The organism is Streptomyces silaceus, assembly GCF_001419745.1.
Classification (GTDB): Bacteria; Actinomycetota; Actinomycetes; order Streptomycetales; family Streptomycetaceae; genus Streptomyces; species Streptomyces silaceus.
In genome coordinates this window covers 34,004-57,657 of the sequence record NZ_LIRJ01000042.1, presented here as the reverse complement: position 1 = coordinate 57,657, position 23,654 = coordinate 34,004, and the positions used below count along the sequence as shown (strand labels likewise).

The window sequence follows — 23,654 nt, the reverse complement described above, 5'->3', positions numbered from 1 at the left end:
GGCATGGCCGTGCAGATCAACCCCAGCATCCTGTCCGCGGACTTCGCCCGCCTTGCCGACGAGGCGAAGGCCGTCGAAGGCGCCGACTGGCTCCATGTCGATGTGATGGACAACCACTTCGTCCCGAATCTCACGCTCGGTGTGCCGATCGTAGAGTCGCTGGCCCGTGCGACGGACACGCCTCTCGACTGCCACCTGATGATCGAGGACCCCGATCGCTGGGCCCCGCAGTACGTCGAAGCGGGCGCAGGATCCGTCACCTTCCACGCGGAGGCCGCCGCCGCGCCCGTCCGGCTCGCGCGCGAGATCCGCGCCAAGGGGGCCCGCGCCTCCATGGCGCTGAAGCCGGCGACGCCCATCGAGCCGTACGAGGACCTGCTCCCCGAGCTCGACATGCTGCTGATCATGACGGTCGAGCCCGGCTTCGGCGGCCAGGCGTTCCTGGACATCATGCTGCCCAAGATCCGCCGCACCCGTGAGCTGATCGGCAAGCACGGCCTGGAGGTGTGGCTGCAGGTCGACGGCGGTGTCTCGGCCGCCACCATCGAGCGCTGCGCCGAGGCGGGCGCCGACGTCTTCGTCGCGGGCTCGGCGGTCTACGGCGCCGAGGACCCGGCCCAGGCGGTACGTTCACTGCGCGCCCAAGCCGAGGCAAAGACGTCGTCAAGCGCATGGGCATGCGACCACTGAGCCACAGGAACGTGAACGCAGTCCCTCAGGGCTGATCAACTAGGCCGGATCTGCGAGGATGAACGGCGTACCCAGTTTGTGAACAGCAGTGAGGAGAGCGCCGTGTCGGCCATGTCGGCGGGTCGGTCAGCCATGCGGATGGGACCCGCGGAGCTGGTGCAGGCGGCGGCCATGGCCCGCCGCTTCTACCTCGAGGGCAAATCGAAGATCCAGATCGCCGAGGAGTTCGGCGTCAGCCGCTTCAAGGTGGCCCGGGTCCTGGAGACCGCCCTCGAGCGAGATCTCGTGCGCATCGAGATCAGGGTCCCGGCAGAGCTGGACGCCGAGCGCTCGGACGCGCTGCGGGCCCGCTACGGCCTGCGGCACGCGGTCGTGGTGGAGTCACCGGCGCCCAGCGACGAGATCGACGAGTCGCCCGACCCCGAGAACCTCGGCGAGGTCGCGGCGGGCCTGCTCGGCGAGCTCGTCACCGAGGGCGATGTGCTCGGCCTGGCCTGGGGCCGCTCGACCATCCACATGGCGGCCGCGCTGGAGCAGCTGCCGCCCTGCACGGTCGTGCAGCTGACGGGCGTGTACGACGCAGGGACCGCCGAGCGCGGCTCCGTCGAGGCCGTCCGCCGCGCCGCCCAGGTCTCCGGCGGCGAGGCCCACCCCATCTACGCGCCGATGCTGCTGCCCGACCCCGCCACGGCGGCGGCGCTGCGCAACCAGACCGGCATCGCCCGTGCCTTCGAGTACTTCGACAAGGTCACGGTCGCCTGTGTCTCCATCGGCTCCTGGGAGCCGGGCATCTCCACCGTCCACGACATGCTCAGCGACGAGGAGCGGGCGCACTACGCCTCGCTGGGCGTGGCCGCCGAGATGTCCGCGCACCTCTTCGACGCCGAGGGCCGCCGGGTCGGGCGTGACCTGGGCGAGCGGTGCATCACCGTCGAGGCGGACCGGCTGCGCCGGATCCCCGAGGTGGTCGCCATCGCGGGCGGGCAGCGCAAGGCCGCCGCGATCGACGCCGTGCTGCGGTCCGGTCTGGTCACCAGCCTGGTGACGGACACGGCCGCCGCGGACCAGCTCCTGGTGGCGGGCCCGCCGCCGCGGCCCGCGCTGAACCGCACGGACCCGGACGGCAGCTAGGCACCGCACGGGGTGCGGAATCCGCCCACGGGCCCTGAGCGGCCCGGTGTGCGGTGCCCCGCGCCCCCTGCGGGCCCTGCCGTGCGGGGCCCGCTGTGGCAGCATCTGTCGCATGGTGTCCCGTTTCATTCCCCGCGTCCTCGGGGTGCTGCTGGTCTGTGTCGCCTTCCTGGTCTCGGGCTGTTCGTCCGGTGGCGGCGACGGCGGGAGCGGGAGCGCCTCCTCCGCCGCCTCCGTGCCCGCCTGGGCCCGTGGGATGGCGACCGTGCGGGCCGAACGGCTCCCCGCGGAGGCCCGGACCACGCTGCGGCGCATCGACGACGGCGGCCCCTTCCCGTACGGGAAGGACGGCAGTGTCTTCAGCAACTTCGAGCGGGAGCTGCCGCAGCGCAAACGCGGCTACTACCACGAGTACACCGTCCGCACGCCGGGCGAGCGCGACCGCGGGGCCCGGCGGATCGTCACCGGGAACGGCGGCGAGTTCTACTACACCGATGACCACTACGCGTCCTTCAAGGCGGTGCTCAGGTAATGGCCGGCGGTACTGACACGACACCCGATCCGCTCGCTCCCGTGCTCGACGCGGCGCGCGGCTCCGGGTGGACCACCTGGACGCTGCCCCTGGCCGGGGTCGGCGACAAGGCGGGCCTCATGGAGCGCTGCGCAAGCAGCCTCGCGCTGCCCGACTGGTTCGGGCGCAACTGGGACGCCCTCGCGGACTGCCTCACCGATCTGTCGTGGGCGCCGCCCGCGGCGGGGCGGCTGCTCGTCGTCTCCGGCTGGCAGGAGTACGCGCGCACGGCGCCGGGGGAGTGGGAGATCGCGCAGGAGGTGTTCTCCGCGGCGGTGGAGTACTGGCGGGACGCGGGGACGCCGCTGGAGATCGTCCTCACCATGGGGTCGGCCCCCGCCGTGGAGCACGACGGGGGCTGAGGCCTCATCCGGCCGGGCGGGCGCCGGGCGGAACACCGCTGGGCGGGTCGTTCAGGCGCCGAGCCGCGCGCTGATCCTCCCGAGCACGGAGGCGGCGTGCACGTCGAGGTAGAAGTGCCCGCCGGTGTACGTGTGGAGCTCGAACTCGCCGGTGGAGAAGTCCTGCCAGCCCTTCGCCTCCTCGACGGTGACCATCGGGTCTGCGTCGCCGGTGAGCACCACCAGCGGGCAGTTCAGCGGCTCACCGGGAGTGAGCTTGTACGTCTCCACGGCCCGGTAGTCGTTGCGGATCGCGGGCAGCAGCATCTCCACCACGTCCGGGTCGTCGAGCAGACCGCCCGACGTGCCGCCCAGCTCCTTGACCTTGCGGAGCAGGCCCGCGTCGTCGCGCCGGTGCACGCCCTCGTCGCGCGAGAGGGAGGGCGCGGCCCGGCCCGAGGCGAAGAACGACACCAGCCGGATGTCCTTCCTCTCCAGGCGGCGCGCCACCTCGAAGCCGACCAGCGAGCCCATGCTGTGGCCGAAGAAGGCCAGCGGCCGGTCGGCCCACTGCAGGAGCTCCTCGGCCAGGGTGTCGGCGAGTTCGTCCACGCTCGCCACGAGCGGCTCCTTGCGCCGCTCCTGACGCCCCGGATACTGCACCGCCAGCACGTCGGCCACCCCGGACAGCTGCCGGGAGACGGGGAAGAAGTAGCTGGCGGCGCCTCCCGCGTGCGGGAAGCAGACCAGGCGTACGCCCGCGTCCGAGGGGTGGAAGCGGCGGATGGAAGGGGTACTGGGTTCCGTCGTGTCTGTCATGGCTGTCGTTGCTCCTCGGTACGGGATCTGCGGGGTGTGCCGACTCCCTTGTCACGCACGGGTTCGCGCACGGATGCGCGCACGGGCGGGCGTACGCCGTCACGCACCGGCGTTCGCCCCGCCCGGCCCGCGCCACCGCTTCACCCAGTCCTCCAGGATGTCGACGGCCGTCTCGGTGCCCTGCTCGGCACGCACGGCCTCGCCGATGGTCGCCGCGCGCTTCGCCATGGCCTCGTCGTTGAGGGCCTTGCCGAGGGCCTCGTCAAGGAGCTCGGCGGTGAACTTCGAGAACGGGATGGGCTTGGGGGAGACACCGAGCCGGTGCACCTGCGCCGCCCAGAACGGACTGTCCGCGAACGTCGGCACGACGACCTGCGGCGTACCCGAACGCAGCGCCTCGCCCGTGGTGTTGCAGCCGCCGTGGTGGATGACGGCCGACGAGCGGGGGAACAGCCAGGGGTAGTGCACGTCCTCGACGCGGAACACGTCGTCCGGCACCTCCTCGGGGCCGCCGCCCACCAGCACCAGGCGCTTGCCGTACGAGCGGACCACGCCGAGCACCTTGCGCAGCGTCTTGTCCGGCTGGTGCACCGGCCAGATGCTGCCGAACGACAGCGTCACCGGGGGATCCCCGGCCTCCATGAAGTCGACGAGCGCGTCCGAAGGGCTCCACTCGCGGTCCCAGAACCAGTAGCCGGTGAACTTCGACAGCGCGGGCCAGTCGCCGGGCTCGGTGAACATCTCGCGGGTGACCGGGCACAGCAGCGGGACGTCGCGGCCCAGTTCGCGGTAGGGCGCGCCGAACGGCAGCGGCGGCATGCCCGCGTCCTTGCGGTAGCCGCGGATGGAGACCCAGTCCAGGAGACCGGCCATCTTGTGCGTCACGCGGTTGTATATCGGGCCCGACTTGCTCTGCGGCGCCATCATGGCCGGCCACTGCTTGGTGGGCGGCAGCGGCCACCAGGTCAGCGACGCCCAGGGCGCCTTGCCGTTGTCCTGGAACAGGATCCGGCTCAGCACGCTGTTGACCACCAGGTCGGCTCCCTCGCACACCTCCGCGATGCGGGAGGCCAGGAGGCGGATGTGCTCGGGCGTCTGGCGCGGCACCTTGCGCGCCGCGCGGAACAGCGAGGCGCCCTGCTGGAGCGCCTCGGCGAGGGCCGGGTGCGCGAGGAAGTCCCGCGGGCTGCCCGGGAGTTCGGCGAAGTCGAGGCCGGCCTCGCGGACCAGCTTCTCGAAGTCCCCGTGGGTGGCGAGGATCACGGAATGTCCGCGGGCCGTCAGGGTCCTGCCCAGCGCGATGAACGGCTGGACGTCACCCCGTGAACCTGTGACAACGAGCGAGACCTGCATGCATCCTCCGTACGAAAGGGGCGGTGGAGAGGGGAGCCGCCCGCGCGCCGTGCCTCAGCGGCAGCCGTTGCTCCAGTGGTGCGGGGCGTGAACGGGCGTCGGTGTGAATGGAGTTGACCGTGTTTCAACAGTGCTTGGGGTGACCGTACTTGAGTTGCCCCGTCGTCGTCGCCGACGTCGGAGGGGCGTGACGTCGGCGGGAGAGAAGCGCGGCGTCAGTAGTAGGGGACGTAGCGGTCGAGCATCCGGTCGAGGTAGTCGGGCTCGGTCACCGACCGCATGCCGGGCAGCAGCGCGCACAGCTTGTCGATCGACACCGGCGTCATCGTGACGGGTACGTCGACGATCTCGCGGCGCGCGGTCAGGCCGAGGCGCTTCTCGATGCCGTCGACGACCTCCTCGACGGGCCGGGGCGTGCCCGAGGCCACGTTGACCACTTCGTTCTCGACGCCCTCGGCGAGCAGCCCGTCGACGGCCCGCACCAGGTCGGCCACGTCCACCATGTCGCGGTGGGCGCCCTGGAACAGTCGCACGGTGCCCTCGCGCACCTGCTGCGCGAACGCGGGCAGGAGCTGGTGCGCGCGCTGCCAGCGGCCCGTCGCGTGGCTCACCCGCAGCGCGAGCCAGGGCGCGCCGCACTCGGCGACGATGCTTTCCAGGCGCAGCTTCTGGCGGCCGTACGCCGAGGCCGGGGCCAGCGCGGCGTCCTCCGCCATGGGGGTGTTCCCGGTGCCGTACAGCGCGTGGGACGAGGTGGACAGGAACACCACGAGCCGGCCCTCGGCGCGGCACCGCCGGGTGATCTCGTCCACCAGGGCCGCCTCGCGGTCGAACTCCTCGTCGCGCGTGCTGGTGCTGGTGCTGGAGACGCCGGCGGCGATGACCGTGGCGTGCGGGTGGCGGTCGCCGACGGGCGCGAGGTTCCGGGCGATGAAGCCCCTGCCGACGATCTCCATCAGGGGGCCTCGGGGGCGGTGACGCGGACCGCCGACTTCTGGATGGCGTCGAGGAGTTCGGCGGTCCGCACGGTGGTGGCGGCCCAGGCCTCGTGGTCCGGGTCGGCGCCGGTGGCGACGCTCTTGCGCACCGCGGCGGCGAACGCGGCGACCGAGCCCGCGAACTGGTGCTCGGCGGGCAGCACGATCTCCTCGGTGTGGTTCTGCTCCTCGATGCGCAGCACGGGCGCCGCGGTCGCCGCCGGGGTGAAGGCGCGGTCCACGGACAGCCGGGCCTCGCTGCCCCACAGGGTGTAGCGCGAGCCGTAGGTGTGCACGAAACCGAAGCTGAGGGTCGCGATCTCACCGCCGGACGCGGCGAGCACGGCGCTGCCGGCCACGTCGACGCCGGAGGCAGGGTCGTCGTGGAGCACGGCGCCCGCGACGGTGAGGTCGTCGCCGAGGTGGTACTGCGCGAGGCGCACGGGGTAGATGCCCGCGTCCAGGAGGACGCCGCCGCCGAGTTCGGGGACGTAGCGGACGTCCTGCGGGGGCAGTGGCGGGAAGCAGAACGCCGCGTCGATGTGGCGCAGCCGGCCGAGGCGGCCCTCGGCCACCAGCTCGGCCACGCGGCGGTGCATGCCGTGGTGGACGAACGCGATGTTCTCGCGCAGCACCAGGCCGCGCTCCCGTGCGAGCGCGGCGAGCGCCGCGGTGTCCGGGGCGGCCGTGGTCAGCGGCTTCTCCGACAGCACGTGCTTGCCCGCGTCGAGCGCCGCGCGCACCCAGGCGGCGTGCAGGGCGTTGGGGACCGACACGTAGACCGCGTCGATGTCGTCGCGCTCCAGCAGCTTCTCGTAGCCGTGCACCGCCTCGCAGCCGAAGTCGGCGGCGAACCGCTGCGCCTTCTCCCGCTCCCGGCTGGCGATGGCGGCGACGGCGGTGTCCGGCACCTCGCGCAGCGCGGGCAGCGTGCGCCGCGCGGCGATCGAGGACGCGCCGAGCACACCGACCCGCAGCGGCTCCGGCGTCGTGGAGGTACTCACGTTCATTCCCCTCTGGTCTGGCGCAACAGGCTGTGCAGGCAGGCGAGCAGACTCCTGGCCTGGATGTTCAGGTAGTTGCTGTGCTGGACGAGCCCGGACAGCTGATGGGCCGTCAGCCAGCGGTAGTCCTCCGGTGCCCGCAGCTCGCGCCCGGCGGGGACCTCGACGATCAGATAGCGGCTGCGGGTGTGGAAGAACCGGCCGCCCTCCTCGGAGAGCACGCTGTCGAAGCGGATGGCGTCGGCCGGGGCGTGCAGCACCTCGTCCAGGAAGGGGGGAGCGGCCTCGGGCGGCAGTACGGTGTAGTTCTCGGGGGTGCACTGCACGGTGGGTGCGAGTTCGACCGCGTCCATGAAGCCGGCCTCGTGCTTGACCCGGGTCAGGGCGTGCAGCACCCCGTCGATCCGCTGCACCAGGAAGGCCACGACGCCTTGGCCGCGCGCCTCGATCATCGGCTGGGTCCAGCCGCCGATCTCGCGGCTGCCCGTGCGTACGTCCACGGCCATCACGTCGAAGAACAGGCCGGATTCATGGGAGATCCGCTCCGCCGAGCGGTGCCAGCCGCCGATGGCGCCGAGGTCCACCAGCTCGGCGTGGCCGTCGAATTCGGCCCGCACGCCGCTGATCCAGTTCCGTACGGAGCCGAGCGGGTGCAGTGCGCCGTGGCCGGGATCCAGCGACCGTGCCAGAGAAGAACGGACGGTGTCGTCCTCGACCGGATAGGGTGATCGTGGATCACCGCCAGGGGACCCGAAGCCGGGTAACGCGGGGTCCGTCAACGGGAGGCAGGACATCACGGTGCGCGCGTCCATGTTCACGAGATCGTCCACCGCGAGCAGCGCGTGCAGCTGGCCGACGGACAGCCAGTAGAAGCCTTCGAGCAGCTCCACGTCCTCGGTGGTCTCGACGACGATGTTCCGATTGCGTTTCCGGTAGAACCAGGAGCCCTGCTCCGACTGGAGCACATCGGCGAGCACGCGGTGGCGTGCGGCATTCCGGAAGTAGTCGAGATACGGCACCGCCCGGCCGCCGTGCACCCGGGTGTAGTTGCTCCGGGTCGCCTGAACAGTGGGTGAGAGCTGTACGCCGTTGTGGTTTCCCGGCTCCATCTTCGCCTGCATCAGGCAGTGCGGTATACCGTCGAATTCCTTGACCAGAATGCCCAGTACGCCGACTTCGGGCTGATGGATGACCGGTTGCTCCCAGGAGGGCACCCCGCCAGGGGCGTTGCGCACGCGCAGACCCTGTACCGAAAAGAATCGGCCACTGTCGTGGACCAGGTTTCCGCTCGACTCCTCGAATCGCCAGCCCTGTAGTTCCGTAAACGGGATGTGACGAATCTTCGACTGTTCCGTGTCTCGGTAAGCGTCGAACCACGTGTGAAAATCCCGCAGGCTTGTGACGGCGTGGTCCACGTCACGCATGGAACGGGCGATTCCGGTGGCCGAGCGGTTCTCCGGCCTGGTCAAGACGTTGGCGCTGCCCGACGGGGCGTGCGTCATCAGTCGCTCCTTGTTCCCTGGCGCGGTTCGCGTGGCGGAGTGGTGGGGGAGGTGGCGCATTGTGCCGCACCGGCGTGGATACGCAGTTGAGAGGCCGTCGGCTGCGCTATTCCCCGAAGTGGGTGCGGATAGTCCTGGGTTTTCTGGGCCTTGGCTAGTCCTACGTCTCACGGCGGCGGCTGTCAACTCGATTCTGTAGACCGTGGCATGACCATCATCCGGGCCCCCGCGTAGGGCTTCCGTGCATCCACTCGACACTTCTTTGGCATGTCAACAGCACTTCTTTGGCACGTTCTTGACGCCCTGGACCAGCAAGAACGTCTTGTGACCCCCGTCACATTGTCACTCTCGTTAGCGGTGTGGCAGAGTTGATGTACGCATTTGAACTGCTCTTTTTTCTCGGCGAATTGAAAAACTCGCATATTTCCTCCTGCGGCAACTTCCAGGTAGAAATTGACTGTTGGCAGTCATCGGCCGATGGATATGCGGGGCGACTTCGGCGAATCCAAAAGAACTAGCGGGGGTTCAATCTTGTCCAGGGCTGCTCGGTCGGCGCAGCACGGTGATGGCAACCAGATCGCGGTGGTGGGGCTCTCCTGCCGACTGCCGCAGGCCGGTTCGGTCGCACAGTTACGACAGCTCCTCCTCGACGGAGTCGACGCGGTCGGCGCGCTCCCGGACGGGCGGTGGCCCCAGCGCCCCGCCGAGGACGCGCTGTTGACGTCGGAGCGCGGTGGATTCCTCGACCGCATCGACCAGTTCGACGCCGACTTCTTCGGCATCTCGCCGCGCGAAGCCGCGGCCATGGACCCCCAGCAGCGCCTCGCGCTCGAACTCGGCTGGGAACTCCTGGAGAACGGCGGCCTCACCCCCGACCGTCTGACGGGGCAGCGCGCCGGTGTCTTCGTCGGCGCCATGAGCGACGACTACGCCACCCTCACGCGACAGCGCAGCTCCGCCGCCGTCTCGCACCACACCCTCGCCGGTCTGCAGCGCAGCATGATCGCCAACCGGCTCTCCTATCTCCTCGGGGTCAACGGCCCCAGCCTGACGGTCGATTCGGGCCAGTCCTCCTCTCTCGTCGCCGTGCACATGGCCTGCCAGAGCCTGCGCGCCGGGGAGTGCGAGGTCGCCCTCGCCGGCGGCGTGAACCTGAACCTCACCTTCGATGGCACCCTGACCGTCTCGCGCTTCGGTGGACTCTCGCCCGACGGCCGCTGCTACACCTTCGACTCCCGCGCCAACGGCTACGTACGCGGCGAGGGCGGCGGCTTCGTCCTGCTGAAGCCGCTGGAGCGGGCGCTGCGCGACGGTGACCACATCCACGGCGTCCTGCGCGGCAGCGCCGTCAACAACGACGGCGGCGGCGACAGCCTCACCACCCCCAGCCGGCAGGCCCAGGAGGACGTGCTCCGCCGCGCCCACGAGGCCGCGGGCGTCCGCCCCGAGGACATCCAGTACGTCGAACTCCACGGCACCGGCACCGCCGTCGGCGACCCCATCGAGGCGGCGGCGCTCGCCGCGGTCCTCGGTGCCACCCGCCCGGCGGACGCACCGCTGCGGGTCGGCTCGGTCAAGACGAATGTCGGCCATCTGGAGGGTGCCGCGGGCATCGTCGGACTGATCAAGGTCCTGCTCTCGCTCGAAGCGGGAGCGCTCCCGCCGAGCCTCAACTTCGAGACGCCCAACCCCGCCATCCCGCTGGACGACTGGCACCTCCAGGTCAACACCGAGCGCTCGCCCTGGCCGCGGCCGGAGACGTCGCTGGTCGCGGGCGTGTCCTCCTTCGGCATGGGCGGCACGAACGCGCACGTGGTCGTCGAGCAGGCTCCGGCGGAGGAGTCCGCCGAGGCCGACGGAACCGCAGAGTCCGCACCCGCGGGTGTGGTGGCCGGTTCCGGTGTGGTGCCGTGGGTCCTGTCGGGCCGGTCGGCCGCGGGTCTGCGCGGGCAGGCCGAGCGCCTGCGCGAGTACGTGGGTGCCGGTGCTGACACTTCGTCAATAGCAGACTTGGGTTGGTCGTTGGCCACCGCGCGGGCCGGTCTTGAGCACCGTGCGGTGGTGCTGGGGTCGGACCGTGCGGAGCTGCTGGCGGCGCTGGAGGCCGTGGCGGCGGGGGAGCCCGCCGACGGCGTGGTCTCGGGCGTGCGGGCCGACGACGCCGACGGCGTCGTGTTCGTCTTCCCCGGCCAGGGCTCGCAGTGGGCCGGCATGGCCACGCAACTCCTCGACTCCTCGCCGGTGTTCGCGCAGCGCTTCGTCCAGTGCGCCGCCGCGCTCGCGCCCCACATCGACTGGTCCCCCGAGGACGTCCTGCGCGAGCGGGACGGCGCGCCGTCCCTGGACCGCGTGGACGTGGTCCAGCCGATGCTGTGGGCCGTCATGGTCTCGCTGGCCGAGATGTGGCGCGCGCACGGCGTCGAGCCCGCCGCCGTCGTGGGGCACTCCCAGGGCGAGATCGCGGCCGCCGCGGTCGCCGGTGTGCTCTCGCTGGACGACGCGGCGCGGATCGTGGCGCTGCGCAGTCAGCTGATCGGGCGTGAACTGGCCGGTCAGGGTGGCATGGTGTCCGTGCCGGTCGCTCAGGCGACGGCGGAAGAGCTCATCTCGCCGTGGGCCGGTCGCATCAGCGTGGCCACGATCAACGGCCCGCAGTCCACCGTCGTGGCCGGTGAGGCCGCCGCTCTCGACGAGCTGATGGCCGCGTGCGAGCGCGACGGGGTCAACGCCCGTCGCATCCCGGTGGACTACGGCTCCCACACGCCTCAGGTCGAGCTGCTGCGCGAGGCGCTGCTGGAGCTGGCCGCTGCGGTGACTCCGCGCGCGGGTGACGTACCGATGTACTCGACCGTCACCGCCGAACTGCTCGCGGACGGCACCGCGGACGCGGACTACTGGTTCCGCAACCTGCGGCAGCCGGTGCGGTTCCTGGACACCGTGCGCGAGCTGATCGCCGCGGGGCACACCACCTTCGTCGAGGTCAGCCCGCACCCCGTGCTGACCTCCCCGGTCGAGGAGACCGGCGAGTCCGTGGGCGTGGACGTCTTCGCGGGCGGCACCCTGCGCCGCGAGCACGGTGACGGCCGCCGCTTCCTCACCTCGCTCGCCGCGCTCTGGGCGCACGGCGGCACCCCCGACTGGACCGAGGTCTTCGCCGGTACCGACGCGCGCCGCGTCGAGCTGCCCACGTACGCCTTCCAGCGCCGCCGCCACTGGCTGGACGGCGAGGTCACCGCCCCCGACGCCGTGGCCGGGGCACCCGAGGCCCTCGCGCACGACGGGGGCACCGAGGCCCCACGGGACGTCGCGCACGCCGTACGCGCCCAGACGGCCGCCGTGCTGGGCCACGACGCGCCGGAGGAGATCGACGCCCGGCGCTCGTTCAAGGACCTCGGCTTCGACTCGATCATGCTGGGCGACCTGCGCGGCCGGCTGAACACCGTGCTGGGCGGGCGGCTCACCATGGCCACCCTCTTCTCGCACCCGTCCCCGGCCCGGCTGACGGGACACCTGGAATCCATACGCGGCGGCGACGGCCCCACCGCGGCCGTCGCCGTGCGCGAAGCGGGACACGACGTCGCGGCGGACGACGACGACCTCATCGCCATCGTCTCCATGAGCTGCCGCCTCCCCGGCGGCGTGGCCTCGCCCGAGGACCTGTGGCGGCTCGTCACGTCCGGGCAGGACGCCATCACGCCCTTCCCCGACGACCGCGGCTGGGACCTGGAGCGGCTCCTCAGCCCCGACGGCCAGGGCCGCGTCACCACCGGCGTCGGCGGATTCGTCGACCAGGTCACCGACTTCGACCCGCGCTTCTTCGGCATCTCGCCGCGCGAGGCGCTCGCCATGGACCCGCAGCAGCGCCTCCTCCTGGAGACCTCCTGGGAACTCCTGGAGCGCGCGGGCATCGACCCGGACGAACTGCGCGGCACCAAGACGGGCGTGTTCGTCGGCACGATGGACCAGGAGTACGGCCCCCGGCTGCACGAGGCGCCGGAGACCCTCGACGGCCTGATGCTCACCGGCAAGACCACCAGCGTCGCCTCGGGCCGCATCGCCTACGTCCTCGGCCTCACCGGCCCCGCCCTCACCATCGACACCGCCTGCTCGTCCTCCCTGGTGGCACTCCACCTCGCCGTGGAGTCCCTGCGGCGCGGCGAGTGCTCGCTGGCGCTCGCCGGCGGTGCCACCGTCCTGTCGACGCCGGGCATCTTCACCGAGCTCACCAGCCAGCAGGGGCTCGCGCAGGACGGCCGCTGCAAGGCCTTCGCCGCCGCGGCCGACGGCACCGGCTTCTCCGAGGGCGCCGGCATGCTGCTCGTCGAGCGGCTCGCGGACGCCCGCCGCAACGGCCACCGCGTCCTCGCGGTCGTCCGCGGCTCCGCGATCAACCAGGACGGCGCCTCCAACGGCCTCACCGCGCCCAACGGCCTCTCGCAGCAGCAGGTCATCCGCGACGCCTGGACGCGCGCCGGACTCGCCTCCGCCGACGTGGACATGCTGGAGGCCCACGGCACCGGCACCGCGCTCGGCGACCCGATCGAGGCCGAGGCGCTGCTCGCCACGTACGGCCAGGACCGGCCCGAGGACCGGCCGCTGCTGCTCGGCTCCCTCAAGTCCAACATCGGCCACACCCAGGCCGCCGCCGGTGTCGCGGGCGTCATCAAGTCCGTGCTCGCCATCCGGCACGGCCTGGTCCCGCGCACCCTGCACGTCGACGGCCCGACGCCGGAGGTCGACTGGACCGCCGGCGCGGTCCGGCTCGCCACCGAAAGCACCCCGTGGCCCGGGACCGGCACGGTCCGGCGGGCCGGTGTGTCCTCCTTCGGCATCAGCGGCACCAACGCCCACGTGATCCTCGAACAGGCCCCCGAGGACGCCCCGGCCCCCGCCGAGGCCGCGCCCGCGCCCGTCGCCCGGCCGCGTGACGGCGGCGCCCTACCGTGGGTCGTCTCCGGCCGCACCGCGGCGGGACTGCGCGCCCAGGCCGCGCGGCTGCGGGAGTTCGCCGCCGACAGCGCCGTGACGGACGAGGAGCTGGGCCGCGCCCTGGCCACCACCCGGGCCGCGCTGGAGCACCGCGCCTTCGTCGTCGCCGACGACCGGGAGACCCTCCTGGCCGGACTCGACGCCCTCGCGGCGGGCGAGTCCGCCCCGCACGTCCTCAACGGCAGGGCGCCCGACGCCCCCGGCGACCTCGTCTTCGTCTTCCCCGGACAGGGCCACCAGTGGGCGGGCATGACCGCCGAACTGATGGCGACCTCACCGGTGTTCGCCGACTCCATGCGCCGGTGCGCCGAGGCGCTCTCCGCGGAGGTCGACTGGGACCTGCTCGACGTCGTCCGCGACGACGCGGGCCTGGAGAGCGTGGACGTCCTCCAGCCCGTGCTGTGGGCCGTCATGATCTCGCTCGCCGAGGTCTGGCGCTCCGTGGGCGTGCTGCCCACGGCCGTCGTCGGCCACTCCCAGGGCGAGCTGGCCGCGGCCTGCTTCTCCGGCGCGCTCTCGCTCGCCGACGGCGCCCGGCTCGTCGTGCTGCGCAGCAGGCTCGCCGCGGCCGAACTGGACTGCAGCGGCGGCCTGCTCACGCTCACCGCGCCCGTCGACCAGGTCGAGGAGCTGCTCGCGGGGCGCGAGGGCATCTGGATCGCCGCCGCCAACAGCCCCGGCTCCACCGTCGTCGGCGGCCTCCCCGAGGTCCTCGCCGAGGTGCGCGCGGAGGCCGAGCGGGCCGAACTGCGCCCGCGCGTCGTCCCCGCCGCCTTCGCCTCCCACACCCCCGTCGTCGAGGCCATCAAGGAGCCGCTGCTCGCCGGCGCCGCCCCGGTCCGCCCGCGCACCGGCACCATCCCGATGTACTCGACCGTCACCGCCGGGCCGATCGACGGCGCGACGCTGGACGCCCAGTACTGGTACGACAACCTGCGTCAGCGGGTCCGTTTCCAGGACACCGTCGAGACCATGCTGGACGCGGGCAAGCGCGTCTTCCTGGAGATCAGCGCCCACCCGGTCCTGACCGCCCCGTTGCAGGCCGTCGGGCACGCCGCCGAGCGCGACATCCTCTGCGCCGGCACGCTCCGCCGCGAGCAGGGCGGCATCGGCCAGTTCCTCACCAACCTCGGCCAGCTGTGGCTCCGCGGCGTCCGGCCCGACTGGGCCGCGCTGTTCGCCCCCGCCGCCGACGAGCCGGTCCAGCTGCCCACGTACGCCTTCCAGCGCGAGCGCTACTGGCTCGCGCCCTCGGCCGCCGGCGCCCCGGTGCTGGTGGAGCTGCCGTCCGCGCCGGTCACCGAACCGGTCGACGGCTTCCGGCAGAAGGTGTTCGACGCGCCCACCGACACCCAGCGGCTGCGCGTCGTCCTGGACGAGGTGTGCGGCCAGGCCGCGGCCGTCCTCGGCTGGTCCTCGGCGCAGGAGGTCGAGGTCAACCGGGCGTTCCGCGAGGCCGGCTTCGACTCGCTGACCGCCGTGGACCTGCGCAACCGGCTGACCATCGCGACCGGGCAGACCCTCGCGCCGACCGCCGTGTTCGACTACCCGACGCCGCGGCTGCTCGCCGAGCACCTGCGCGACCGCGTCCTCGGCGGGGACGCCCCGCAGGCCCCGGCCGACGAGGCCGCGCCGGTCCTCGCCGCCCGGACCGCCCGCACGGCGTCCGGCGACGACCCCATCGCCATCGTCGCCACCAGCTGCCGCTTCCCCGGTGACGTGCGCTCGCCCGAGGACCTGTGGCGGATGCTGCACGACGGGCAGGACGCCATCAGCGGACTCCCCGACAACCGCGGCTGGGACCTCGACGCGCTGTACGACCCGGAGTCGTCGCGGGCCGGCACCAGCTATGTCGACCAGGGCGGATTCCTGCACGACGCCGGTGAGTTCGACGCGTCCTTCTTCGGCATCTCGCCGCGCGAGGCCGTCGCCATGGACCCGCAGCAGCGCCTCCTCCTGGAGACCTCCTGGGAGGCCATGGAGCGCGCGGGCCTCGACCCGGCGACGCTGCGCGGCAGCCGGACCGGCGTGTTCGTCGGCATCGTCCCGCACGGCTACGGCACCGACGCCACCAACGCCCAGGACTCCGGCGGTTACCTGTTCACCGGCGCCGCGGGCAGCGTGGCCTCGGGCCGCCTCTCCTACAGCTTCGGCCTGACCGGTCCCGCCGTGACGGTCGACACCGCCTGCTCGTCGTCGCTGGTGGCGCTGCACCTGGCGGTGCAGGCGCTGCGGCAGGGCGAGTGCTCGATGGCGTTCGCCGCCGGTGTCACCGTCATGTCGACGCCGGGCGTCTTCACCGAGTTCAGCCAGAACCGCGGGCTCGCCCCCGACGGCCGCTGCAAGCCCTTCGCCGCGGCGGCGGACGGCACCTCCTGGGGCGAGGGCGTCGGCGTCCTCCTCCTGGAGCCGCTGTCCGAGGCACGGCGCAACGGCCACGAGGTCCTGGCCGTCATCCGCGGCTCGGCCGTCAACCAGGACGGCGCGTCCAACGGCCTCACCGCCCCCAACGGCCCCTCCCAGCAGCGTGTCATCCGTCAGGCCCTCGCCAACGCCGGGCTCACCTCGTCCGACGTCGACGTGGTGGACGCGCACGGCACGGGCACCACGCTCGGCGACCCGATCGAGGCGCAGGCGCTGCTCGCGACGTACGGCCAGGACCGCCCCGCGGACCGGCCGCTGCTCCTCGGCTCGCTGAAGTCCAACATCGGCCACACCTCCGCGGTGGCGGGCGTCGCCAGTGTGATCAAGATGGTCGAGTCGATGCGGCACGGCGCGGTGCCCAAGACGCTCCACGTCGACGCGCCGAGCCCGCACGTGGACTGGACGTCGGGCGCGGTGGAGCTGGTGACCGAGGAGCGCCCGTGGCCGGAGACCGGCCGGGTGCGCCGGGCCGGTGTCTCGTCCTTCGGCGTGAGCGGCACGAACGCGCACGTGATCGTCGAGCAGGCGCCGGCCGATGAGCAGCAGGCCCCGGCGCGGACCGTGGCCGACGAGGGCCCGGCCGGGCTCGCCGGCGGCGGCGGAGTGGTGCCGTGGGTCGTGTCGGGCCGGTCGGCCGACGGGCTGCGGGGCCAGGCCGCGCGGCTGCGCGAGCACGTGGCCGCCTCCGCCGAGCTGTCGATCGCGGACGTGGGCTGGTCGCTGGCGTCCTCGCGGGCGGGTCTCGAACACCGAGCGGTGCTGCTCGGGGCCGACCACGAGGAGCTCCTCAGCGCCCTGAAGTCCCTGGAGGAGGGCGAGCCCGCGGCCGGTGTCGTGTCGGGCGTGGCCTCCGAGAACGCCTCGGACGTGGTGTTCGTCTTCCCGGGCCAGGGTTCGCAGTGGGCGGGCATGGCGACCGAACTCCTCGACTCCTCCGCGGTGTTCGCGGAGCGCTTCGCCGAGTGCGCGGCCGCCCTGGCGCCCCACATCGACTGGTCTCCCGAGGACGTCCTGCGCGAGCGGGACGGCGCGCCGAACCTGGACCGCGTCGACGTCATCCAGCCCATGCTGTGGGCCGTGATGGTCTCGCTGGCCGCCGTATGGCGTGCGCACGGGGTCAGGCCCGCCGCTGTGGTGGGTCATTCGCAGGGTGAGCTGGCCGCCGCTGTGGTCGCCGGTGTGCTGTCGATCGAGGACGCGGCGCGGATCGTGGCGCTGCGCAGCCGGCTGATCGGGCGCGAACTGGCCGGTCAGGGCGGCATGGTGTCCGTCCCGGTCGGACAGACGGCGGCCGAGGAACTCATCGGGCCGTGGGCCGGTCGGATCAGCGTGGCCACGATCAACGGTCCGCAGTCCACCGTCGTGGCCGGTGAGGCGGCGGCGCTGGACGAGCTGATGGCGGCCTGTGAGAAGGACGGTGTGCGGGCCCGCCGGATTCCGGTGGACTACGGCTCCCACACGCCTCAGGTCGAGCGCCTGAAGGACGCCCTCCTGGAGCTGGCCGCCCCGGTGACCCCGCGCGCGGGCGACGTACCGATGTACTCGACCGTCACGGGCGAACTGCTCGCGGACGGCGCCGCGGACGCCGAGTACTGGTACCGCAACCTGCGCGAACCCGTCCGCTTCCTCGACACCGTCCGGGCCCTGATGGAGACGGGCCACACCACCTTCGTCGAGTCGAGCCCCCACCCCGTCCTGACGTACGCCATCGCGGACGCCGGAGAGGCCGCGGCCACGGACGTCACCGTCGTCGGCACCCTGCGCCGCGACGAGGGCGGCCCGCAGCGGCTCCTCGCCTCCCTGGCCGAGCTGTGGGTCCAGGGCGTCGTCCCGGACTGGCGCGCGGTGTTCGCCGGCAGCGGCGCCCGCCGGGTGGACCTGCCCACCTACGCCTTCCAGACCAGGCACTACTGGTTCGACACCGCGCAGGCCCGCCCCGCGGCGGGCGCGGACCCGCACTCCGCCTTCTGGGACGTCGTCGAACGCGAGGACCTCGAAGGACTCGCCAAGACCCTGCGCCTGGAGGAGACGCGGACCGAACTGACCGCCGTCCTGCCCGCGCTGTCCGCCTGGCACAAGCGGCACGCCGAGACGAGCGCCCTGGACTCGTGGCGCTACCGGGCGCACTGGAAGTCGCTGCCCGGCGGCACCAGGAGCACCCTGTCCGGCACCTGGCTGGTGGCCGTCGCCCGGGACCGCGTCGACGGCCCCCTCTACACCGCGGTGGCCTCGGCCCTGCGCGCCCAGGGCGCCGAGGTCGAGCCGCTCGTGGCGGACGCGTCCGGCGACGGCGCGCGCCCCTGGGCCGACGCCCTGGCCGCGCACCCCGGCGCGGCCGGTGTCCTGTCCCTGCTCGCCCAGGACGAGACGCCCCTCACGGACGCGTCCGCCGTCCCCGCCGGATACGCCGCGAACCTCGCGCTGCTCCAGGAGCTGGAGGCCGCCGACGCGGACGCCGCGCTCTGGTGCGTCACGCAGGGAGCGGTGTCCACGGGCGACCGCGACGCGCTGACCCACCCCGCCCAGGCCCTGATCTGGGGTCTCGGCAGGGTCGCCGCCCAGGAACTGCCGACCCGCTGGGGCGGTCTGGTCGACCTGCCGCAGGAGCCGGACGACCGCGCCCTCGCACGGCTGTGCGCGGTGCTCGCGGGCGACGCCGACGACGACCAGGTCGCGGTCCGCTCCACGGGTACGTACGGCCGACGGCTCGTCCGCGCGCCCCTGGGCGACGCGGCGGCCGACCACTGGAACCCCGGCGGCGGCACGGTCCTGATCACCGGCGGCACCGGCGCGCTCGGCGGCCAGGTCGCCCGGCGCCTCGCCGCCCAGGGCGCCGAACACCTGCTGCTCGTCAGCAGGCAGGGCGACACGGCCCCCGGCGCCGCCGAGCTGACGGCCGAACTGGTCGCGGCGGGCGCCCGCGTCACCGTCGCCGCGTGCGACGTGGCCGACCCGGACGCCCTGCGCGACCTGCTGGCCGACGTGCCCGGCGACTGCCCGCTGACGATGGTCGTGCACACCGCGGCCGTGCTGGACGACGGCGCGCTGAGCACCCTGACGCCCGAACAGCTCGACCGGGTGCTGCGGGTCAAGGCGGGCGGCGCGTGGCGCCTGCACGAGCTGACCCGCGACATGGACCTCTCCGCCTTCGTGCTGTTCTCGTCGCTGGCGGGCACCGTCGGCATGGCGGGCCAGGGCAACTACGCGCCCGGCAACGCCTATCTGGACGCGCTCGCCCAGCACCGCCGCGCACAGGGCCTCGTCGCCACCTCCGTGGCCTGGGGCTCCTGGGCCCAGGGCGGCATGGCGGGACTCGACGCGGTGGGGGAGACCAGCACCCGGCACGGCGTACCGCTGCTGCGGCCGGAGCGCGCCACCGTCGCCCTGGAGGCGGCGCTGGCGCACGGCGACACCAGCCTCGTCATCGCCGACATCGACTGGGAGAGGTTCGCGCACGCCTACACCGCGACGCGGCCCAGTCGGCTCCTCGACGAACTGCCCGACGCCCGCGCCGTCCTCACCGCGGACGAGCCCGCGCAGAACACCGCCGCGGGCGCGCTGCCCGAGCGCCTCGCCGGTCTCGCGCCGGCCGAGCGCGAACGGCAGCTCCGCGAGGTCGTCCGCGCCCAGGTGGCGGCCGTCCTCGGCCACGACTCGGTGGAGACGGTGGAGCTCCGGCGCCGTTTCCTCGAACTCGGCCTCGACTCCGTCACCGCCGTCGAACTGCGCAACCGTCTCAACGTCGCGACGGGACTGCGCCTGCCCACCACCGTCATCTTCGACTACCCGACCGTCACGGAGCTCGTGCGCCATCTCGGCACCGAACTCTTCGACGACGAGGGGCCGGCCGCGGACCCCGCGGACGGCACGGCGCCCGGCACGGCCGAACTCGACCGGATCGAGGCGCTGCTGACCCGTCTGCCCGACGGCGACCCCGACAGAGCCGAGCTGGCAGGGCGGCTGCGGCAGCTGCTGCGTGCCGCCACCGGCACGGCCCCCGGCGACGACGACGCCGTCGACGCCGAGGACCTCGAATCCGCGAGCAACGACGAGATCTTCGACTACATCGGCAAAGAGTTCGGGATCTCCTGAACCCCCTGTTCACGTCGCGGTTCCGACCACCCGCGCCCTCCCGTGGGCGCACGCACACTTCCGTCTCACCCTCGGGGGCACGCAAGCATGGATGACGCCAAGAAGCTCCGCTACTACCTGACCCGGGTCACGGCCGAGCTGAAGGAGACCCAGTCGCGGCTGCAGGCCGCGGAGTCGGCGGGCAGCGAGCCGGTGGCGATCGTCGGCATGAGCTGCCGCTTCCCCGGCGGCGTCGCCTCGCCCGAGGACCTGTGGCGGCTGCTGTCCGAGGGCGGCGACGCCATCACCGGACTGCCGGAGAACCGCGGCTGGGACCCGGCCGCGCTCATCGACGTGACCGGTGAGCGCCCCGGTTCCTCGTACGTCGCCGAAGGCGGATTCCTGCACGAGGCGGGGGAGTTCGACGCGTCCTTCTTCGGCATCTCGCCGCGCGAGGCGCTCGCCATGGACCCGCAGCAGCGGCTCCTCCTGGAGACCTCGTGGGAGCTGTTCGAGCGGTCCGGCATCTCCGCGGACACGCTGGAGGGCAGCAGGACCGGCGTCTTCATCGGCTCCAGCTTCCGCGACTACGGCAGCAGGTTGCCCGCGATCCCCGAAGAGGTCGAGGGTCACGCCATGACCGGCACCGCGGGCAGCGTGGCCTCGGGCCGCATCGCCTACAGCTTCGGTCTGACCGGCCCGGCGGTGACGGTGGACACGGCGTGCTCCTCCTCGCTGGTGGCGCTGCACCTGGCGGTGCAGGCGCTGCGGCAGGGCGAGTGCACGATGGCGCTCGCCGGCGGCGTCGCGATCATGTCGACGCCCGACCTGTTCACGGAGTTCAGCCGCCAGCAGGGTCTGGCGCGCGACGGCCGCTCCAAGGCGTTCGCCGCCTCCGCCGACGGCATGAGCGCCTCCGAGGGCGTCGGCCTGCTGCTGGTCGAGCGCCTCTCGGACGCCCGCCGCAACGGCCACCAGGTGCTCGCCGTGATCCGCGGCTCGGCCGTCAACCAGGACGGCGCCTCCAGCGGTCTGACCGCGCCCAACGGCCCCGCGCAGCAGCGCGTCATCCGCCAGGCCCTGACGAGCGCCGGTCTCGCGTCGTCCGACGTGGACGTGGTGGAGGCGCACGGCACGGGCACGGCCCTGGGCGACCCGATCGAGGCGCAGGCGCTGCTCGCGACGTACGGCCAGGACCGTCCCGAGGGCCGGCCGCTGCTCCTCGGATCGCTGAAGTCCAACATCGGTCACACCCAGGCCGCCGCCGGTGTCGCCAGTGTCATCAAGATGGTCGAGGCGATGCGCCACGGCGCGGTCCCCAAGACGCTGCACGTCGACGAGCCGACCCCGCACGTCGACTGGACGTCGGGCGCCGTGGAGCTGGCGACGGAGGAGCGTGCGTGGCCGGAGACCGGCCGGGTGCGCCGGGCCGGTGTCTCGTCGTTCGGCGTGAGCGGCACGAACGCCCACGTGATCGTGGAGCAGGCCCCCGAGGCCGAGACCGCCCCCGCCGAGCGCGCGGCCGAGGCCGGTCCCGCGGGTGTGGTGGCCGGTTCCGGTGTGGTGCCGTGGGTGCTGTCGGGCCGGTCGGCCGACGGGCTGCGCGGTCAGGCGGAGCGCCTGCGCGACTACGTGAACAGCACTGCTGACACCACGTCAACGTACGATCTGGCCTGGTCGTTGGCGTCCTCGCGGGCCGGGCTTGAGCACCGTGCGGTGGTGCTGGGGTCGGACCGTGCGGAGCTGCTGGCGGCGCTGGAGGCCGTGGCGGCGGGGGAGCCCGCCGACGGCGTGGTCTCGGGCGTGCGGGCCGACGACGCCGACGGCGTCGTGTTCGTCTTCCCCGGCCAGGGCTCGCAGTGGGCCGGCATGGCCACGCAACTCCTCGACTCCTCGCCGGTGTTCGCGCAGCGCTTCGTCCAGTGCGCCGCCGCGCTCGCGCCCCACATCGACTGGGTGCCCGCGGACGTCCTGCGGGAGGAGCCGGGCGCCCCCTCGCTGGACCGCGTGGACGTCATCCAGCCGATGCTGTGGGCCGTCATGGTCTCCCTCGGGGAGCTGTGGCGTGCGCACGGGGTCAAGCCCGCCGCTGTGGTGGGTCATTCGCAGGGCGAGCTGGCCGCCGCTGTGGTCGCCGGTGTGCTGTCGATCGAGGACGCGGCGCGGATCGTGGCGCTGCGCAGCCGGCTGATCGGGCGTGAACTGGCCGGTCAGGGTGGCATGGTGTCCGTGCCGGTCGCTCGGGCGACGGCGGAAGAGCTCATCTCGCCGTGGGCCGGTCGCATCAGCGTGGCCACGATCAACGGCCCGCAGTCCACCGTCGTGGCCGGTGAGGCCGCCGCTCTCGACGAGCTGATGGCCGCGTGCGAGCGCGACGGGGTCAACGCCCGTCGCATCCCGGTGGACTACGGCTCCCACACGCCTCAGGTCGAGCTCCTCAAGGACGCTCTTCTCGACCTGGCCGCCCCGGTCACCCCGCGCGCGGGTGACGTACCGATGTACTCGACCGTCACCGCCGAACTGCTCGCGGACGGCACCGCCGACGCGGACTACTGGTACCGCAACCTCCGCGAGCCCGTCCGCTTCCTGGACACCGTGCGCGAGCTGATCGCCGCGGGGCACACCACCTTCGTCGAGGTCAGCCCGCACCCCGTGCTGACCTCCCCGGTCGAGGAGACCGGCGAGGAAGCGGGCGTCGACGTGTTCGCCGGCGGCACCCTGCGCCGCGACCAAGGCGACGGCCGCCGCTTCCTCGCCTCGCTCGCCGCCCTGTGGGCGCGGGGCGTGGAGCCGGACTGGCAGGCGGTGTTCGCCGGTACCGACGCGCGCCGCGTCGAGCTGCCCACGTACGCCTTCCAGCGCCGCCACTACTGGCTGGACGGCGCGGCGGGCGCCGCCGAGGTGTCCGGCGCCGGTCTCGCCGCCCTCGGCCACCCGCTGCTGGCCGCCGGCATCGCCCTCGCGGACGGCGAGGGCCACATATCCACCGGCCGCATATCCCTGCACACCCACCCCTGGCTCGCCGACCACGCCGTGCTGGGCCGGGCGCTGGTGCCGGGCGCCGCCGTGCTGGAACTCATGCTGCGCGCGGGCGAGGGCGTCGGCGCCGAGCAGGTGGACGAACTGGTCCTGCACGCCCCGCTGGCCGTGCCGGGCGGCGACGCCGTCGCCGACATCCAGGTCGCCGTGGACGCCCCCGACGAGCAGGGCAGGCGCGCCGTGCGGCTGCACTCCCGGACCATGCGCCCCGGGCAGGAGGACGACGGCGCCGAGTGGACCTGCCACGCCGAGGGCCTGCTGACCGCCGCGCCCGCCGAGGAGCAGGGCGCGGCCGACACCGCCTGGCCGCCCGCCGGTGCCGAGTCCGTGGACATCGACGGGCTGTACGAGCGCCTCGCGGCCACCGGCTACGGCTACGGGCCGGTCTTCCAGGGCATCCGCGCGGTCTGGCGGCGCGGCGACGAGCTGTTCGCCGAGGTCGCGCTGCCGGAGGGCGCCGAGCGGGACGCCGGACGGTTCGGGGTGCACCCCGCCCTCGTCGACGCCGCGCTCCAGACCCGCCTCGTCACCCTCCTGGAGGGCGAGGGCGAGCGCCTGATGCCGTTCTCGTTCGCCGGGGCCCGCCTGCACGCGACCGGGGCGACCACCGCGCGGGTCCAGCTGACCCCGACGGGACCCGAGACCCTCGCGGTGCGGCTGACCGACCACACCGGACTGCCCGTCCTCACCATCGACGCGCTCACCTCGCGGCCGCTCACCGCCGACGCGGTCGCAGGTCAGCG

General features: G+C 73.1%; 10 protein-coding genes and 1 pseudogene. 6 read left to right on the top strand and 5 right to left on the bottom strand.

Annotation, left to right across the window (positions count from 1 at the left end; translation table 11 throughout):
* The first annotated feature begins 3 nt into the window (after positions 1–3).
* The 4 genes from rpe (at position 4) to AOK22_RS04995 (ending at position 2,754) form a co-directional block, all read left to right on the top strand.
* Positions 4–690 (top strand): ribulose-phosphate 3-epimerase, encoded by a 687-nt coding sequence (rpe, locus tag AOK22_RS05010; protein WP_055697332.1) that lies wholly within the window; start codon positions 4–6, stop codon positions 688–690.
* 78 nt (positions 691–768) lie between these two features.
* Entirely contained in the window at positions 769–1,821 is a 1,053-nt protein-coding gene (locus AOK22_RS05005; protein ID WP_079036347.1) for a sugar-binding transcriptional regulator, read from the top strand.
* A gap of 112 nt (positions 1,822–1,933) precedes the next feature.
* Positions 1,934–2,353, top strand: a complete 420-nt coding sequence (locus AOK22_RS05000) for a guanyl-specific ribonuclease (protein WP_055697331.1) — start codon at positions 1,934–1,936, stop codon at positions 2,351–2,353.
* Positions 2,353–2,754, top strand: a complete 402-nt coding sequence (locus tag AOK22_RS04995; protein ID WP_055697330.1) for a barstar family protein — start codon at positions 2,353–2,355, stop codon at positions 2,752–2,754. Before AOK22_RS05000 ends, AOK22_RS04995 begins: the two co-directional genes overlap by 1 nt.
* 51 nt (positions 2,755–2,805) lie before the next feature.
* Here AOK22_RS04995 and AOK22_RS04990 read toward each other — a convergent pair whose 3' ends face one another.
* The 5 genes from AOK22_RS04990 to AOK22_RS04970 form a co-directional block, all read right to left on the bottom strand.
* A complete protein-coding gene (locus tag AOK22_RS04990) occupies positions 2,806–3,552 on the bottom strand; it encodes a thioesterase II family protein (protein WP_055697329.1) in 747 nt (248 codons plus the stop codon).
* Positions 3,553–3,651: 99 nt separating this feature from the next.
* A complete protein-coding gene (locus AOK22_RS04985) occupies positions 3,652–4,905 on the bottom strand; it encodes a glycosyltransferase (protein ID WP_055697328.1) in 1,254 nt (417 codons plus the stop codon).
* A 215-nt stretch (positions 4,906–5,120) separates the two neighbouring features.
* Positions 5,121–5,861 carry an NAD-dependent epimerase/dehydratase family protein gene (locus AOK22_RS04980; protein WP_055697327.1) on the bottom strand — a complete coding sequence of 247 codons (741 nt, stop codon included), beginning with the start codon at positions 5,859–5,861 and terminating at the stop codon, positions 5,121–5,123.
* Complete coding sequence (locus tag AOK22_RS04975; protein ID WP_237773034.1) at positions 5,861–6,886, bottom strand: Gfo/Idh/MocA family protein; 1,026 nt, start codon at positions 6,884–6,886, stop codon at positions 5,861–5,863. Before AOK22_RS04975 ends, AOK22_RS04980 begins: the two co-directional genes overlap by 1 nt.
* Positions 6,887–6,888: 2 nt before the next feature.
* The gene (locus AOK22_RS04970; protein ID WP_079036346.1) at positions 6,889–8,388 is read right to left on the bottom strand and encodes an NDP-hexose 2,3-dehydratase family protein; all 1,500 of its coding nucleotides are present in this window, start codon (positions 8,386–8,388) and stop codon (positions 6,889–6,891) included.
* 531 nt (positions 8,389–8,919) lie between these two features.
* On the opposite strand from AOK22_RS04970, the gene AOK22_RS04965 reads away from it, so the two are divergent.
* Both AOK22_RS04965 and AOK22_RS44155 read left to right on the top strand, forming a co-directional pair.
* Positions 8,920–19,893, top strand: coding sequence for a type I polyketide synthase (locus AOK22_RS04965; RefSeq protein ID WP_167357831.1), 10,974 nt, complete (start codon positions 8,920–8,922; stop codon positions 19,891–19,893).
* A gap of 87 nt (positions 19,894–19,980) precedes the next feature.
* A pseudogene (locus AOK22_RS44155) lies at positions 19,981–23,631 on the top strand (type I polyketide synthase); the annotation flags it as partial.
* Positions 23,632–23,654: the final 23 nt, after the last annotated feature.

Coding starts and splice junctions, on each gene's coding strand:
- rpe (WP_055697332.1), top strand. CDS start 4: ATGGCCGTGCAGATCAACCCCAGCATCCTGTCCGCGGACTTCGCCCGC.
- AOK22_RS05000 (WP_055697331.1), top strand. CDS start 1,934: ATGGTGTCCCGTTTCATTCCCCGCGTCCTCGGGGTGCTGCTGGTCTGT.
- AOK22_RS04995 (WP_055697330.1), top strand. CDS start 2,353: ATGGCCGGCGGTACTGACACGACACCCGATCCGCTCGCTCCCGTGCTC.
- AOK22_RS04990 (WP_055697329.1), bottom strand. CDS start 3,552: ATGACAGACACGACGGAACCCAGTACCCCTTCCATCCGCCGCTTCCAC.
- AOK22_RS04985 (WP_055697328.1), bottom strand. CDS start 4,905: ATGCAGGTCTCGCTCGTTGTCACAGGTTCACGGGGTGACGTCCAGCCG.
- AOK22_RS04980 (WP_055697327.1), bottom strand. CDS start 5,861: ATGGAGATCGTCGGCAGGGGCTTCATCGCCCGGAACCTCGCGCCCGTC.
- AOK22_RS04970 (WP_079036346.1), bottom strand. CDS start 8,388: ATGACGCACGCCCCGTCGGGCAGCGCCAACGTCTTGACCAGGCCGGAG.